At 49.4% G+C, this 16,974-nt stretch carries 12 protein-coding genes; 3 read left to right on the top strand and 9 right to left on the bottom strand.

The features are described from left to right. Positions 1-35: 35 nt before the first annotated feature. Complete coding sequence (locus DDZ15_RS03215; protein WP_199222865.1) at positions 36-713, bottom strand: DUF6090 family protein; 678 nt, start codon at positions 711-713, stop codon at positions 36-38. A 203-nt stretch (positions 714-916) separates the two neighbouring features. Between DDZ15_RS03215 and ppgK the strand changes: the two genes are divergently transcribed. Further along, positions 917-1,660, top strand: a complete 744-nt coding sequence (gene ppgK / locus DDZ15_RS03210) for a polyphosphate--glucose phosphotransferase (protein WP_109644833.1) — start codon at positions 917-919, stop codon at positions 1,658-1,660. A gap of 1,272 nt (positions 1,661-2,932) precedes the next feature. On the opposite strand, the gene DDZ15_RS03205 is transcribed toward ppgK, so the two are convergent. From DDZ15_RS03205 to DDZ15_RS03180, 6 genes are all read right to left on the bottom strand, one after another. Further along, entirely contained in the window at positions 2,933-3,931 is a 999-nt protein-coding gene (locus tag DDZ15_RS03205) for a potassium channel beta subunit family protein (RefSeq protein WP_109644831.1), read from the bottom strand. Positions 3,932-4,785: 854 nt separating this feature from the next. Then, on the bottom strand, positions 4,786-6,270 hold the full coding sequence (locus DDZ15_RS03200; RefSeq protein ID WP_109644829.1) for a YfcC family protein: 1,485 nt from the start codon (positions 6,268-6,270) through the stop codon (positions 4,786-4,788). A gap of 385 nt (positions 6,271-6,655) precedes the next feature. Continuing rightward, on the bottom strand, positions 6,656-7,117 hold the full coding sequence (gene tnpA, locus DDZ15_RS03195; RefSeq protein WP_109644827.1) for an IS200/IS605 family transposase: 462 nt from the start codon (positions 7,115-7,117) through the stop codon (positions 6,656-6,658). A gap of 343 nt (positions 7,118-7,460) precedes the next feature. Then, positions 7,461-8,204 carry a DUF6090 family protein gene (locus tag DDZ15_RS03190; RefSeq protein WP_109644825.1) on the bottom strand — a complete coding sequence of 248 codons (744 nt, stop codon included), beginning with the start codon at positions 8,202-8,204 and terminating at the stop codon, positions 7,461-7,463. 158 nt (positions 8,205-8,362) lie between these two features. Beyond that, a complete protein-coding gene (locus DDZ15_RS03185) occupies positions 8,363-9,574 on the bottom strand; it encodes a serine hydrolase domain-containing protein (protein WP_109644823.1) in 1,212 nt (403 codons plus the stop codon). Positions 9,575-9,705: 131 nt separating this feature from the next. Next, positions 9,706-10,548, bottom strand: a complete 843-nt coding sequence (locus DDZ15_RS03180; RefSeq protein ID WP_109644821.1) for a maleylpyruvate isomerase N-terminal domain-containing protein — start codon at positions 10,546-10,548, stop codon at positions 9,706-9,708. A gap of 251 nt (positions 10,549-10,799) precedes the next feature. Between DDZ15_RS03180 and DDZ15_RS03175 the strand changes: the two genes are divergently transcribed. Next, the gene (locus DDZ15_RS03175) at positions 10,800-13,148 is read left to right on the top strand and encodes an amino acid permease (protein ID WP_109644819.1); all 2,349 of its coding nucleotides are present in this window, start codon (positions 10,800-10,802) and stop codon (positions 13,146-13,148) included. A 600-nt stretch (positions 13,149-13,748) separates the two neighbouring features. Here DDZ15_RS03175 and DDZ15_RS03170 read toward each other — a convergent pair. Then, positions 13,749-14,879, bottom strand: coding sequence for a TlpA family protein disulfide reductase (locus DDZ15_RS03170; RefSeq protein WP_146198501.1), 1,131 nt, complete (start codon positions 14,877-14,879; stop codon positions 13,749-13,751). 403 nt (positions 14,880-15,282) lie between these two features. Between DDZ15_RS03170 and DDZ15_RS03160 the strand changes: the two genes are divergently transcribed. Next, positions 15,283-15,789 carry a hypothetical protein gene (locus DDZ15_RS03160; RefSeq protein WP_109644813.1) on the top strand — a complete coding sequence of 169 codons (507 nt, stop codon included), beginning with the start codon at positions 15,283-15,285 and terminating at the stop codon, positions 15,787-15,789. A gap of 176 nt (positions 15,790-15,965) precedes the next feature. Here the strand turns inward: DDZ15_RS03160 and DDZ15_RS03155 are convergent, their stop codons facing one another. After that, entirely contained in the window at positions 15,966-16,826 is an 861-nt protein-coding gene (locus DDZ15_RS03155) for a hypothetical protein (protein ID WP_109644811.1), read from the bottom strand. Positions 16,827-16,974: the final 148 nt, after the last annotated feature.

The following is a 16,974-nucleotide window of genomic DNA, read 5'->3' as shown; positions in this document are numbered from 1 at the left end:
CTGAAAGTATCGTATCGCTTATTCAGGATTAATGATTATTGGAGCCGGTTTTTTATCAATTCCCTGATTTCAGCATTTTTCACAAGAGCATCTTCCAGCTTATCCAAACCGGCCTCCCGATTATCCTGATAGATTCTGAAAAGCACGATTGTAGAAGGATCTTCAAAGAAATTTTCGGGGTCTGTGGGCTGGTGATAGTCACGCCATTTAAAGTCAGAAAATTTCTCTTTTATTACGGGCACCCAATCCTGATTAAATGATTTTTCTACGTCCGTAAGGCTTTGATATACACCAAAGATGTTTTCATCGTAATAGGATATCAGGGTGAGCTGCAGCTCTTTATTGGTTACGGTTTCTATCCCCCTCGCCTTTAGCACCTCAAAAGCGCTGGTCTGTGATTTGAACCGTTCAAATGAAATGATCTTGCCCATCCAGTAATTCAGGCTATCGCTGTAGTTTTCCTGATCCACCTCTTCGATCAGACGGTCTGTCAATTCTATCGCCTGCTTTGCCTTGGATAGTTCACGAGACAATTGGACCGAGTCGTTCTGCAGATTTTGATCAATCAGGGAGAGGATTTCATTTTCAAATGTCCTGGCTTTTCTTTCTTCATTCCAGTTATTCACCTGCAGGGCAAGCAGGATACCGATCATGACAAGGGCAATTTCACCTATTGCATACAGCAGGTACGTACGAATGTTATTCTGTTCCATGAGTTGCTTACGTATGATTCGGAAAAACCTAAGCATAATTTCTACGGCTATCTGTTTTAAGAGGCCATTTTAGTTTTTAAAAACGGTATCTACAAATTTGTTGACATTTTTAAAGCATTTGAAAACTCACAATTCATCATTTTGTGTCGCTCATTGCAAAACAGCATGTTTCACTTTCACGGCGAGGTTTCCTATCATTCCGTATGAATATTTTAGGAATTGATGTAGGCGGGTCCGGGATAAAGGGAGCGATTGTCGATACAAAAAAAGGAAAGCTGGTTACCGACCGGTACCGTATCCCCACCCCGAAGCCGGCCACCCCGGAGGCCGTTATTGAAACCATTGAAGCCATTATCCGGCATTTTGAGTGGAAGGGCCCCGTTGGCTGCGGTTTCCCGGCTGCGGTGAAAAACGAGATTGTAAAAACGGCCTCCAACATTGACAAATCCTGGATCGGGGTAAACGCCTCTGCCCGGATTGAGAAAGAGACCGGCTGCCGCACCCATCTGCTTAACGACGTTGACGCCGCGGGGTTTGCGGAGCTGGAGTTCGGTGCGGGCAAAGGCCGGTATGGAACCGTCTTTATGGCCGCATTCGGAACGGGCATCGGAACCGCGGTTTTTCACAATCAGCAGCTGGTTCCCAACACGGAGCTGGGACACATCCCGATGTACGGGGGTCCGGCCGAAGATTACGCCGCCAACTCTGTACGTAAAAAGGAAGACCTGAGCTGGAAAAAGTGGGGACGCCGGGTGAACGAGTACCTGCAGCTGGTTGAACTGCTTTTCTGGCCCGACCTCATTATTATGGGCGGCGGCGTAAGCAAAAAATTCAAAAAAATTGAGCGCCATCTGGACCTGCAGACGGAGATTGTGCCCGCCAAAAGCCGAAATCACGCCGGAATCATCGGCGCAGCGCTAGCGGTGTCGAAGGGTCAGATGTTCTGATATGGATAGTTTTTCCGGATTCCTCTGCTTTAGATTGCACCTCCGTTTATTTTCTCGCGCTGCATGCATTCCTTTGGGGCTGATTTGCGCTGAGTACACACAGATTTTCGCAGATATAGATTTCTCAGCTACGTCACATATCACTCATTGGTTATCGTCCATCACTCATCGTCCATCACTCATCGTCTATCGTCCTTCGTCCATCAAACACCTTCCCGGCACCCCTCGACATAGATTCGGGTGATGAACAGGATTGCGCCTCGGGGTTCAGAAGGATCGCTCCATTCTACCCCGGGTTTCACCCGGGGCTATTCAGGTTTAACGCCTCCGGCGTTTGGTACCCTCTCCAGGATTGCGGCAATGGAAGTATTTTTTCCATATTTGGAAATCAGGACACTCACTATAGAAAGCCTCAGGCAACAAGCTGCAGGTTTTTGTTTTATTTGGCGGCCTTGCTTTCAGGACACTTCGTCCATCACAAATCGTCTATCGTCCATCGTCCATCAAACACCTTCCCGGCACCCCTCGACATAGATTCGGGCGTTGATAAAGATTGCGCCTCGGGGTTCAGAAGGATCGCTCCATTCTACCCCGGGTTTCACCCGGGGCTATTCAGGTTTAACGCCTCCGGCGTTTGGTTCGTGCAATGTTCTGTCCCGGAGGTCGCGGTATTAACGAATGATCTTTTCAGGATTTCATGCGTCGCCGCTGTTTATATTTTCGCACTGTTATCCCGAGCGCAGGCAACGAGGTGAAACGAAGATGCCGAAGCCGAGCAAATTTTTTGAACCCGCCACCTGCCGGGAAATCTCCCATCCTCGCACCGCGTCGATTCTTCAATTAACCTTCAGATTCCTGGCTACAGGTTTTATCCTATCCGGTATCATTGCATTCAGGACACTTCGTCCATCACTCATCGTCTATCGTCCATCGTCCATCAAACACTTTCCCCGTACCCCTCGACATAGATTCGGGCGTTGATAAAGATTGCGCCTCGGGGTTCAGAAGGATCGCTCCATTCTACCCCGGGTTTCACCCGGGGCTATTCAGGTTTAACGCCTCCGGCGTTTGGTACCCTCTCCAGGATTGCGGCAATGGAAGTATTTTTTCCATATTTGGAAATCAGGACACTCACGATAGAAAGCCTCAGGCAACAAGCTGCAGGTTTTTGTTTTATGTGGTGGCCTTGCTTTCAGGACACTTCGTCCATCGCTCATCGTCTATCGTACTTCGTACTTCGTCCATCGTCCATCACTCATCGCCGGTAGCCAATCAGCTCCTCCAATCCTGCTCCTGATCGGGTTTGTTGCCCAGGATCTCTTCAATCCTCTCCATCGCCTTGTCATCCAGCTTGTCCACCACGTCCATGGCGCTCATGTTCTGCTCCACCTGTTTTACGTTCGACGCACCTGTGATCACCGTGCTTACGTTCTCATTCTTCAGACACCATGCCAGCGCCATTTGCGCCATTGTAATGCCAAGATCATCTGCTACGGGTACCAGCTTTTTCACCTTGTCCAGCCTGGATTCTCCTTCATCGCTCTCAAGCATGATCTCCTTCAGCCAGCTATACTTTTCCAGGTCCAGCCGCGATCCTTCGGGAATGCCGTCGTTGTATTTTCCCGTAAGAAGTCCGCTGGCCAGCGGGCTCCAGATCGTGGTGCCCAGACCGACATCCTTATAGAGGTTTGCATATTCCCTTTCCACGCGGTCGCGGTGAAACATGTTGTACTGCGGCTGTTCCATCAGCGGCGGACGCAGATGCTCCTGCCTGGCAAAATCGTACGCTTTACGGATCTGCTCCGCACTCCACTCACTGGTGCCCCAGTAGAGAGCTTTTCCTTCGCGGATCATCTGATCCATGGCCCACACCGTCTCTTCAATGGGTGTGTAGAGATCGGGTCGATGGCAGAACAGCAGGTCTACATAATCCGTCTGCATTCGCTTGAGCGAAGCTTCCGTCCCCTCCTTAATGTGCTTGAATGAGAGCCCCTTGTCATTCGGTCCGTCACCTCCCCAGAAGATTTTGGTGGAGAGTACAAGGTCCGACCGTTTCCATCCTGTTTTTTGGATCACCTCTCCCATGATCTCCTCCGACTTGCCGCTTTCATATGCCTCCGCATTGTCAAAGAAGTTAACGCCCGCATCGTAAGCGGTCTTCATCTGATTGGTTGCCAGTTCCGTGTCCACCTGTTCCCCGAAGGTCACCCACGACCCAAAAGAGAGTGCGGATACCTTTAAGCCCGATCGTCCCAAAAATCTGTATTCCATAGCGCGCTTCCCGTTATTTAAAAATTAAAGTCTGTTTTAATATAAGGCAGTCTGAACGATATCCATTCCCTGTGATGCAAGATGGGTGATGGACGATGAGTGATTGGCGATGAGTGACAGGCGATCCCGAATTCTCGGGAAAACTGGCGACTGGCGGTGCTGACAGAGTGCATCTATGATTCAATCTTAATGCACCGCCCCTATCTCCCAGTACTGACCATGTCATGTCGACCGGAACCGTCAGCCGACGGTGGAGTGGAGACATCCCCATACGTAGTTCCTGGGGGAAGCGTTGATAGAACTTCGTGATGTGCATTATTGTGGGATGTCTCCGCGCGTTTTCCTTCAGCTAAAGGATCGCTTGGTCCCCGATACGGTTTGTCGGGGAGGAAAAAGGTCGAATTGCAAACCAGGATCCTGTATCCATGGGGCCTCTCGCCCTGCCATTTGAATGAAAGCTCCACAACTCCCTCGGTTCCATTTATCACGCTGATTGAAATCGAGGCTCGGGAGCTTTTTTTCTTCTGCATCCAGACCCCGCGCTTCCGCACGGGGCTATTGAGGTTTAACGCCTCCGGCATTGGGCGCCGAACCGCACTGACAGTGCAGGGGAGCGAACGGTAGAACGGATGAACAAAACAACCGAGCAACCTAAGATAAACCGACGAACAGAGAAACAGAACAACAGAGCAACAGAGCAACCGAGCAACCGAGCAACCGAGCAACCGAGCAACCGAGCAACCGAGCAACCGATAAAATGTAAAGATTCACCAGGCATGAACAATAGCTTTTCACTTCTCCCTTTTGCCTTCTGCCTCCTCACTCCTAACTCCTAACTCCTCAAGGATACGATCTCACAAATTCACCTGAACCGTCAGCACAACCATCGTCACAATCAAAAGAATAACCAGCAGCGGCCATACAAACTTCAGGTAGCGGTCGTAACCGATTTTGCAGATGGCCAGTGATGGAAGCAGGAGTCCGGTGGGAATGACCAGAAAACTGAGCTGACCATAGAGGTAGGTGTTTACAATGATCTCGCGGCCAAAGCCCGCCGTATCGGCCAGCGGGGCAAAAACCGGCATCGTGAGTACAGCCATTCCGGAGGTGGACGGAACCAGAAAAAAGAGCCCGTTATAGATCAGGTACATGGAGTTCACGAACAACTCTTCACTCATGCCTGCGGTGACGGAACCGGCATGGTTCAGAACGGTATCGCTGATCATACCGTCGCTCATCAGAATGGAGATGCCGCGCGCAAGGCCGATGATAAAAGCAACGCCCAGGAGCTCTGATGCGCCGCGGACAAAAGCGCTCACGAACTCCCTCTCCGGGATTCGCGCAATGAACCCTATGAGAATGGCGCCAGTCAGAAACGTGGCCGTGATTTCGACAAACCACCAGTCGAGCAGGGTCACCCCTGCAATCATTACACCAAAGCACGACATAAAGACAATCAGAATCAGAAGGCGCTGAACAGTCATCGGGGGAACCTGTTCCCGCGCATGCATGCCGAAATACTCCTCAAGCTTCTCCTTCTGATCGAACAGGATCGATGAAGAAGGGGTTTTTTTCACCTTGTTTGCATAATAGAGGATAAACAGGATGGTAAGGGTGATGCAGATAACGAGCATCACAATACGTCCGCTTAAGCCGGTTGTCCAGAGTATACCGGCCGAATCGGAGGCGATGATCACAGAAAACGGATTGATGGTAGAGCTCATGCCTCCTATCACAGAGCCCAGGTAAATGGATGCCAGGCCCACCATGGCATCATATCCTGCAGCCATAAAAACCGGAACCAGAATCAGGTAGAGGGCAATGGTCTCCTCGGCAAAACCGAACGTGGTTCCGCCTGCTGCAATAAGTGCAGTGGTAAGAATTATCAGAACGTATTCCCTCCCTTTCAGTACACCGGCCAGCCAGGAGATAAATGCGTCAAATGCTCCCGTCATATTCATCACCCCGATCAGTCCGCCGATAAATAGTACAAGGAAAATAATATCCGCCGCATCGATCATCCCTTTGATCGGCGACATGATCAATGCAAAAAAGCCCTGTGGCCTCGACTCAACCACGTTATAGGTGCCGGGAATGCTCACCGGACGGTAAATTGCACCGCTTGTGAAGCTCTCCAGCGGGATCTTCACGTTGAGGCTGTCGAGCGTTTCCTGAGTTGCGGGAAGCGACTGAGACAGCTCCATACCCGATTGGGTAAACATATCCGACGCAGCGTTATATGTAAGGCTGTCGTAGTTGCCGGCCGGAATCAGCCAGGTCATCACCGCAGTGAGAGCCGCAATGATCATCATGATGGAATAGGCGGTGATATTTTTCATCTACGGCAGTTTTTCATGAGTGAGGGGGATTATGATAGTTTTTAGTTTTGAGTGCTTAGTGTTTAGTTTTGGTAAGTCAGTTTATTTTATCGCCCATCACCAGCTGCGTGCAGTTCACTTCGTGGGAATCGCCTTCGGCTCGGAGCGCAGTCCCGAGAATTCGGGATCCATCGTCCATCTGCATTTATCTGACCACTGTTCTATAAGCGATTTTTGGGTGTGGTGCGAAAAACGGAACCTGAATGAATACAAATTTAGATTTTTCTGATTTTCATTAAGAAATCAGTCCCGTCAGGGACTGGACATGGGTAGAAAACGATCGCCCAACACAACAAAATCAGCGTGCCATAGGCCGTGTCCGCCAACCGGCTGATACGCAATATGCTTAGGTGACAGGTTTAAAAATATATCGCTCGTCGAATTCAACATCCCATTTTTTCAAGAACTCAAGATATTCTTCCCGAAATGATTTCTTTTTGTGGTGCTCCTTCTGATTCTGAATATAGGATATTACCTTCCGAACCTGTGATTTTGAATGCGAAAAAGCGCCGTACCCCTCCTGCCATGCAAACCGACCTTCTGCCAGTCTGGTATGATTGATCCACCTGGAAGAGTCCTGCTTTACATTTTTCATTAAATCAGAAAGTGATTGAATGGGCCGGTACCCTATAAGAAGATGCACATGATCAGGCATGCCATTTACTTGCATTAGTTTGTGACCCTGATTTTGAACAATCCCCGTTATGTATTTATACAACTGATCTTCCCACGATGAATGAATCATGCTTTGGCGGTTTTTAACGGCACATATGACGTGAATATGAATCTGTGTGTAGGTATTAGCCATAGATTGATCCTATCATGTATCGTACCTACGGCACGAAGGTTCTGAGGTGGTGCAACCAAATTCTACCCATATATTGTCCCTGACGGGACAGCAATCAAGAATATTACAAGCACTGTAAATAATCATTGTCAGCTCATAATTAGTGTTTGCGTGATTATCATTTTGGCCCATTAGCCATTTTCGCATGTGTGAGAAGAATCTGAGCATTATAATAGTGTTGAGTGTTTAGTTTTGAGTTTTCGCCGAAGACATGCCTATGGCAGAGTTTTGGTGTGTCATTTTTTAAAACGTCCATCGTCCATCGTCCATCGTCTATCGCCAATCGTCTATCGAAGATCGCTCATCAGCGCTGCTCACCTCTTTCCAGCAATTCGGCTGTCACGGCGTTTAAAACCTGTTCAGATTTTATTTTATAATCATCAAGATTGTTTTGATAGGCTTTAATGATCAATTCAAAATGATAGAACGGTCCAAATATTCGGGGATTTTCTAAGAGTTCATCGTAATCATACGGGCCGATAAAGCCGTTTCCTTCCTCATCACCATACACTTTAAAATTATCATACACATCTTGCCCCCTAAGCAAATTCAGGCTCTCCAGTCTGTTTAAAATATTATTGATATCTGACAGATCGGTGGTGTAGTGGCTGGTGATCGTATTCCTGAGACCGGCGTTTTTAATGATCCCAAAACCGCGTTCTTTCAGAAGTTCAAAGGCGGCCGTATTGAATGTTTTATAACCTCTGTGGTAATAGACATCCATCATCAAACTATCGAGGCGTTCATTATAGGGTCTTTTTTGTTCAATATGATTGATGAGCTCTCTTGCATACCCTGTTTTCTCATTCAGCTTGATAAGATTGGCGTCCAGAACGCTGATGTCTTTTTTAAGGGCTTGTTCTATCCCGGTGAGGGTTTCCAGCTCCAGCGCACGCAGCTTTTGGGTTTCCTGCCAGGTATTGATCTGAAGCGCAATCAGAATACCGATCACCACCAGCATGATCTCCCCTATGGCATAGAGGAGATATCTCCGAACATTTCCTTCACCTATCAGTTTTTCCCGTACCCGCCGAAAGAGTGTAATCATCTTAGTTGTGAGTGATGAGTGTTAAGTGTTGAGTTTTTTGATTAATTGGCAATGGCAGGTTTTGGAAATTATGGATGTCTGCCATATTGGTCATTTGACCTGGACCGTCTATTGACCATTGACTAGCGACCATCATCCTAAAAATTTTGCAGCCTCGATTACTCATTACCTATGCCCATTCCTGAAAAAACCTGCTCCTCATACAACCGGTAAAAATCATGGCTCTCCTTGTCATTAAACGGCAGGAACTGCGTGAAATAGACAACCGCAATTCCGTTTACTCTGTCGATGGTGTAGTAGGAATTTGCTATTCCCGCCCAATAGGCGGCTCCCTTCGACCTCACGTCTTCATCTTCACTGGCCTCGATTGCCCAGGCCAGGCCGAAGGTGTCCGTTTCGTCCGGAAAGGCGCCCACAACCGGTGGCAAGCCCTCTTCCGGCAGATTGTGATCCATAGTCATTCCCTCCGGCAGCTGATTTTCAAAAAGCATGGCCACCGTTTCGGGCTGCAGAATTTGTCCGTTTTCATACTGTCCGTCATTCAGCAGACAGGTCAGAAACGTCAGATAGTCGGCCGGTGAACCGTAGAGTCCACCGCCTCCGCTGTACTCCGCTGCAGGCTGCTGGGGAATGCGGTCGTACTCGCTGAATCCGGTGGAGTCGCGCGTTCCCCAGGAGACAATGTTCTCCTTCAGGCTGTCCGGCACATTGAACCAGGTACGGTCCATCCCCAGCGGACCGGTGATGTTCTCCCTGAAGTAGGTCTCCAGATCCTGCCCGCTCACTTTTTCCACAACCTTTCCGGCCCAGTCCGTACTGGTGCCGTAGTGCCATCGCGCACCGGGTTCAAACAACCTGGGTTTATCTGCATACTCCCAGTCATCCGGATTGAACGCGGCCAGTCGCTCGGACGTAAAATCGTAGCCGAAACCGGCGGTATGGGTCAGCAGCTGCCTGAGTGTGACCGGGGCATCGCTTTGAACCAGCTCCCCGCTTTCCGTAAGAATGGGAATCGACGCCAATTCGGGCATCAGCTCATTCAGCGGCTCATCCAGGCCGATCAGACCCTGCTCCACGAGCTGCATGGCGGCAACGGAGGTAATCGCTTTGGTCATGGAGAAAATTCTGAAAATATGGTCTTCTGTCACTGCTTCTTCTTCGTCCCAAACAGACGGACCGAACGTATGCCATTCCGTGTCTTCCGTGGCGGACACGCTGCCCATCACGGCTGCAGGAAGCGTGCTGGCATCAAAGTATTCCGATAGTTCTTGTGAATCTGTTTCCTGGTTCCCAGCGGTGCATCCAACCAGAGCGGACAGGAATAGAAAGAGAAATAAAAATGGCAGGAGCAGACTTTTTATGTTCTTCATGCGAGGAGGATCTTGTTTTATGATGGTTTGATCTTATACCCTGGAGCTGCACTGAGCATGACTGCACTGCCGGCAATATAGATAAATCCATTAAAGAAAAAGTCAGGTATGCTTACATCTTCGTCCGGCCGTCACTTCATAAACGAGACGGTCTTTGCGATGAGCTTACCCAGATCCCGGTTTCCGTATATGCGCATTCGCTTGAGTGCCTCGTCCTCATGCAATCGCTTTGTAAACAGGCGCCAGGCCGTATCATCACTCATTTCAATCGTGGTCTCTGCCTTCTCTTCTTCCGGGTTATATAAATCCCATCCCGAAGCGCTTACTGACAACATCCAGCGCTTATGTATGCTGCCGGATATCACGATCTCCATGGATTCATGACCTGAATCGGCGGCATAGCGGTTATACACCGCCGGGACGCCGCGGATTAACGTGTCGATAAGCGGCGAAAGCCACAACGTGTCTGTCAGCAGCGGACGCCCAACCGCTTCCCGGATCTGCTGCTGATGGTGCCACTTTTCGGTGTACTCCCGGGCGATGTCAAACCAATTCTGCGACTCGGTTTCGCCGGCCCATCCCACGGGAAAAAGAGCCGTGCCCTCCGGATCCAGTTGCCTGAAATGTGCTACCACTTTCGGAGTGGTGAACGCTGTCAGCTCAATAATCAATGCGGTGCTTAATCTTTTTGAAGCCCTGATCCAGTCCGCATTCAGTCCGTCCAGATACTCCACGAGGGATTCATGGGTGTCGGGAGGCGCCGACGGTTCCGGCAGCCGGTGCCCGTCCCTGTGAATGGAGAGCCGCCTCAGATCGCCGTCCAGCAGATGGGCCGCAATATCCTTTACGCGCCAATCCGCACTGGAGGTTGGCGACTCCCACTCTTCGGGCGACAGTGATTCCAGCAGGGAAATCAGTTCCTGCTGCGTTTTCTCAAAGATCGGAATGGCGTCGATGTGCAACAGCGGTTTCAATCAGTTCCGGATTCAGGGTGATCGGGTGAAGAGATTGCGAATCGGTTGTGCAAAAGGGAATTCGCAACCGTTAATTAACGAACGGCAGGTTAAAAAGGCAAAAAGAGCAGACTGCTCTGAGGATTGATTTCTTTACCCGGAAATGGACGTTCTCCCCGGTTTTTCCCATCCCAAATCTGCAAAACTGTATTTAAACTTGAGAAGTCAGAAAGGTTCTGTAGATTGACCCTCATCAAATAAACTGATTCTGAATGAGCGAACTTAAAAGAGAACTGGGTTTTTGGGACGCGCTGACCATTGGCGCAGGGACCATGATCGGTGCGGGTATTTTTCTGCTTGCGGGGGTTGCCCTGGAGATGTCGGGGCCTGCGGCCATCTTCGCCTACATCCTCTCCGGCATCGTTTGTATGATCACCGCTTCCAGCGCGGCGGAGCTGGCTACCGGCATGCCGACATCGGGCGGCGACTACTATTTTGTTTCCCGATCCCTCGGCCCCGCCCTGGGAGCCATCTCGGGCGTGGGAATCTGGCTCAGCCTCACATTCGCCATTGCCTTTTACCTGTACGGGATGGGTGAGTATCTGAGCCAGTTTCTGCCGGTCACCGCCTTTTGGGGCGCTTTTATCGGGGGTGTTCTTCTGACTGTGCTGAACGTGATCGGTGCCAAGGAGTCCGGCCGGACCCAGGTGGTCGTGGTTCTTACTCTTCTGGTGATTCTGAGTTCGTTCAGTTTCCTGGGCGTCTTCAATATCGATACGAATAATTTCAGCCCGTTTTTTCCTTTCGGCACCTCCCCTATCATGGGAACCACCGCACTGGTTTTTGTCTCCTTTCTCGGGTTTGTGAAAATTGCGGCCGTCGCAGAGGAGATCAAGGAGCCGTCCAAGAACCTGCCGCGCGCCCTGATCGGTTCGGTTGCGCTTGTGACGATTCTTTACGTGGTCATTCTGCTGGTTATCGGCGGGATGTTTACGCAGGATACCATCGGTTCCGTCCGCGACCCGCTTACCGCAGCAGCGCGAACCATGCTTGGAAATCCGGGTGTGGTTGTCCTCATTTTTGCCGGACTGCTGGCCACCGTCTCTTCCGCCAATGCAAGTATTCTGGCCTCGTCCCGCATCAACCTGGCCATGGCGCGCGATCGGATGGTGCCCAACTGGCTGAGCAAAATCCATGAAACGCGTCTCACGCCGTACCGTGCCATTATCTTTACGGGGATCCTGGCGCTGACCTTTCTGCTGCTCGACAGCCTGGAAGACCTTGCCAAGGTTGCCAGCGTGCTTCAGCTCTACAGCTATGCAGCGCTCAACATCGGCTGCGTGATATTGCGCGCATCCAACCCCGACTGGTACAAACCTACCTATCGATCACCCGGCACGCCCGGACTGCAGATCCTCGCGGCTCTGGGATGTCTCGGCATCATCATCTACTCGGGTACCTTTGCACAGATTGCGGTGGTTGTTCTCATCACGGGAAGCCTGATCTGGTACGCGGCCTGGGGACGGTCCAAAGTTGAGTTTGAGCATTCGCTGCCCGAACTGAAAAAGAACTGGGAGCAGTCCGGTCTGAAAATCTTTACACAGCCGATTGAACGCCACGAGGCTGAAGTGACCGAAGAGTGGACGCCCGGCGTACGGGAGCTGAATGCCAAAGAGCCGCGCCATATTCTAACGGCGCTTGCCAATCCCAAAACAGAGGGAGTTTTGCTGCGGGTAAGCAAGTTTATCGCCACGGGTGAGACGGAGGGCGGCAAGGTAACGGGACTCAGCATCGTGAAGGTTCCCTATCAGACGCCCCTCTCCACGATTCGCAAGAAACTCAGTGAGCGGGATAAAGTAGAGGGCAAAATCAGGGAGACCTTCAAAAAGTACGAGCGGAAAGAGCCGGATGCCGCATCGGGCAAGGAAGAGATCCTGGACAAAACCACCTTCGAGGCTGTCTCCGAAGCGGCGTACAACGTCTTTAACGGACTCATTTACGAAACGGAGCAGCGCAAGGCCGATATGATATTAATGGGCTGGAAGGGTGAATTTAATATTGGTCGAATTCACAAGTCGCCGGTGCAAAAGATCATCAGCGATACCAAGGCGGATGTGGGTGTGTTTAAAGACCGCGGTTTTGAAAAGATCGATTCCATTCTGCTTCCGTGGGGCGGCGGCTATCATGCGCAGCTGGGACTGGAGATCGGGCTGCGAATCTCCCGTAATATGAATTCCACGCTTACCCTGCTTCGCCTGGTGAAGGAGGGCACGGATCTTGAGGATGAAGAAGAGAGGCTGCGAAAATTTGTGCTGACCCTGACCGATTCTCCCGACCGTGTCCGGATCAAAGTGCGTGTCGCCCCGGACATCACGAACGGCATTCTTGAAGAGTATAACGAGGAGTCCTACGATCTGACCATTATCGGCGCATCGCATGAATGGAGCATCCGCCAGGTTCTGTTTGGAACCGTGACCGATATTGTCGCCGACAGTGCTCCTTCATCCGTATTGATGGTCCGCCGCTACGTCACCGAAGACTGGAAACAGAAAGCCAGTGAAGGATTAAAGCGAATGAAAGAACAGCTTGGCCTGAGCAGCTCGCCGGATTCGTTGAATTGATCCCTTAGGGAGTCGGGAGTTGGCAGTCGGGTGTTGATGCCTGAATAAGGTTGGCGGAAGGCAGTTACAGGTTACAGGTTGAAGGTTGCATGTTGCTGCCAAGGAATCGGAACCTGTTGCCGGACGGCGGTTACAGGTTGATGGTTACGAGTTGCCGGGTGGCGGTTACATGTTACACGTTGAAGGTTGCATGTTGCCCGTCTTAACCTTTAACCTTCAACTTTCAACCTTTAACCCTCTGCATCAACCTCAACCTCATCCCTCAACCTGATCCCAGCAACACCTCCGGAACCGGCCCAGATATTTTTCACAAATCCCGGCCGGAGGTGGCCACGGCGCCCGTTTCCGGGCTACCGACCAAATGTCCCTCCGGGACATGGCTTCAGCGCAGTTTTCTGTATGTAAACGATTAGATTGGGCCTTTTAATCTTTGATAAGTCGATTGGCACACGTGGTATCCCACCCAATCCCCGTACACAATCCCATCTCCATTGAGACTAACCTCAGACTGGCCCTTCAACCTCTGCCTGAACCTTCAACTTTCAACCTTCAACCTTAAACCTCACCCCTCAACCTTAACCTCAACCTCACCCCTCAACCTCATTCCTTATCCAAAATCTCCAAAATCTTCCGTTCCAGCTCATCTCCGTGAACATCCTTCGCTACAATCACGCCGTCCTCATCCACCAAAAAGTTCTTGGGCAGCGCGGTGATCGCGTACTCCCTGGCAACGTCGCTCGTATAGCCGTCCACTGTGGAGACGTTGGTCCACGTGCGGTTGTCCTGCTCCAGGGCACGGAGCCAGCTCTCGCGGGTGAATTCGATGCCGAAACCGAATATCTCGAATCCGTCGTCATTGTATTTGTCATACATCCTGCCCAGATGGGCACTCTCCGACCTGCACGGACCGCACCAACTGCCGAAGAAGTCGATCAGCGTAACCGTTCCCATGTTGTCGTAGAGCGACCGTTCCTCGCCTGACGGATCCGGGGCCACGATCTCCTGAACCTCTCCCCCGATGGAAACCTGCTCCAGGATCCGCACCTTCTCCGAGACCAACTCCGCAACCTCAAGCCCGCGATGCTCCTCAGAAAATTCCTCTGCCAGGTTGTTGTAGAAGGCCATATCCTCATCGCCGTTCCAGCGCACCATGGTCGGATAGATGGCGATCGACGTTCCCAGGTCCTCCACCGCATAGACCAGCGTATCGCGGTAGGCTTTTTCGGCAACCAGTACGCGGCCGCCGAGCTCTTCGATGCGCTGCGCGTCATCCGGGTTGCCGGCGTCGATCAGGCTGTCGAGCCGGTCGCGGATCGGGTAGACGGTCGTTCTCAATACATCCATCCGGAATGCTTCATACTCTTCAAACAGATCCGTATCCGGTGAACCGGTAATTTCAACCTCGCCTTCTGGGGTAAACTGAATCGAGATCTGCTGACCCGCATCGGCTACAAAGTTCACCTCCAGCGAATCATTGATTCGGAGCTCATAAAAGTGAGGCTCCAGGCTGTAGGATGCGGAAAAAGTGCTGTCGTCCTGTACGGACAGCGTATCCACCACGTCATATTCATTTGCGTTAAGGCCTTTTGCCTGGTACAGGTAGATACTGTTTGGATCGGCGTTATGCAGCTTTCCGTCCAGCATAAACCCGGTGTTATTCTGCTGCGTTGTGCAGGAGATGCAGAGAAGGATGCAGACGGCAGCAAAGGCGGACAGTGTTTTTGGAGTCACGGCAGATTTTTTCAGGTTAATGGAATTCTGTTCTTTGGAACATCCCGCAGAGCGGCAGCATTTCCTCAGAAATAAAAACCGGTTTAAGCGCTTCCCGAAGTTCCGGTAATGCGAACAGAACAATATATGTGATATGAACCGATCAACCGATAAAGTTTGTAAACATCCCGTTCAAAAAGTTCACAGATCGATAACATTTTCCGTTGATGTGGGCTGGGGACTTAATGGAGCTATCAGCTATCAGCTTTCAGCCTTCAGCTGTCAGCTGTCAGCTTTTTGTTGGCTTGTACCCTTTAGTAAAAGTTGTCTGTTACTCTTCCCCGGTTTCAGTAACCATATCGAAATCGTTTTTCGACAGGTTTAATGCTGCAATCTCAACAGCTGTAGAAATCAAGGTATAATTTTGCGTCTTCACCGTATACTTAAGGGGGAGTGCACCCTGGCTCTCTTTCAGGTATCTGTTCCAGTTGCCAACATTATGTTTACTGAAATGTTCAGGATTCACGGAAATCTCAGGACTATACCAGTAAATGGTCTCTTCCGTATCGGTTTTAACAACCAGCTTTCTACATTCACGGCCGAGAATTTGCCCGGTTTCTTCAAAATGCTCAACCGAGACGGGCCCGGAGCTGTTTGTACCTGCATCCAGTTCGATGAACTGACCGTTTACGGAATTGAAAAAATAATAGGTATTGGTTCCGCTGTTGTAAAGCTGGCTCAGCTGCCCCTTTTCGTCGTAGGCTTTATAGTTTTGTTCGTTAATATAATAGTGCTGTTCCCTGCCAAAGAATTGTTCCAGGCTGCTGGTGATGTCCTCACCGGTAGCCGGATTCAGAAACTAGTATTCGTAGACAATTTTACCGGTAAAAGAGCCGGACTGACCAAAAGCAGGAAGACAAATAAGGGATAGAAGTATAAAAAGCAGTTGTTTCGGGGCTTGAATCATAGAAATATGGCTAACGACCCAGCGTTTAAACGGCGCGGGGATTATGATTTCTTTTGAAGTAGCGTAATTAATTCCACAGAAACAAGTTTCATCGAACCCCGTCCGCGTCCGATTAAAACGCTTTGTTAGGTTACCTTTGGCTATTGTAATACATTTCTCAACGAATTAGCAAAGTAAGATAAATCAATTATATAAGGACTTGTTTCAGAACAAAGACTCTTGATAGTAATTCTAGAAGAATGCCCTAAAGCTCCGTTAATATTACATAAGCATGAGGCATATAATGCGATTCCAAATACCAGATTGTGTGATATAATGTTTCTCATTGAGGAATAATTTTTTTCATAGAATAAGTCTAGGAATCTAATCAGGTCTTTTGTTACGTCATTTACAGAATTCGCATATGCAATATAATTTTCAGGATTAGATATTCTAGTCACGTCTACAAAGATAATACCTGGCACTCCCGTCTTGACTATCTGTTTACGGCCCTTTTTTAAAATTTCATCTAATTTATTGAATGAATTTGACCTTTTGATTGCAATACCAAAATTCTTTCCATCTTGATTGATCTGAATATCTGGCTCTCTATGAAGTGGTTCCAAACCTGATTTTTTTATCAATCCTGCAATGTATAATTCAAATTGATAATTTCTAGCAGTGTAGTCTGAATCACTTTCAGGCAATTCTTTTCCTGAAATTATGAAGCTTAATTTATCAGACCACTCAGCAAAATTTTTTGAATTGCTTAATTCAACAACACCAGTATGAAGTTGATGAATTTCCGAAGCTATTTGATGAAACTTTTTTAGCGTAAAACCTTTCGGTAAGTCCTCAATATTTTCGTCTTCTAGCGCCTTTAGTATTCGTTGATATCTATATAACCTTGATCCAGCTTTAACACTTAAACCGTTAGCATTTAATAACTCAATAACTTCATTCAGCTTCTCTCTTTCAGCATCCCAAGAATTGTGACTGGCTATAATTTCAACAAATGTCATAAAATGCTATTGAAGGTAACCTAACGGTTTGGCAAATCTGCTGCGGGGCAATCAGCTTTAAAGTTGAGCAACAAACGTGAACCCGTCAGCAGGAATTGCTTTGTTATAAATCAAATGTCAACCTGGAAGTTTAGTACGATATATTTGA

The organism is Rhodohalobacter mucosus, from assembly GCF_003150675.1.
GTDB classification, from domain to species: domain Bacteria; phylum Bacteroidota; class Rhodothermia; order Balneolales; family Balneolaceae; genus Rhodohalobacter; species Rhodohalobacter mucosus.
Note: the sequence above shows the minus strand (reverse complement) of the source record. Positions and strands in the feature narration are given on the sequence as shown.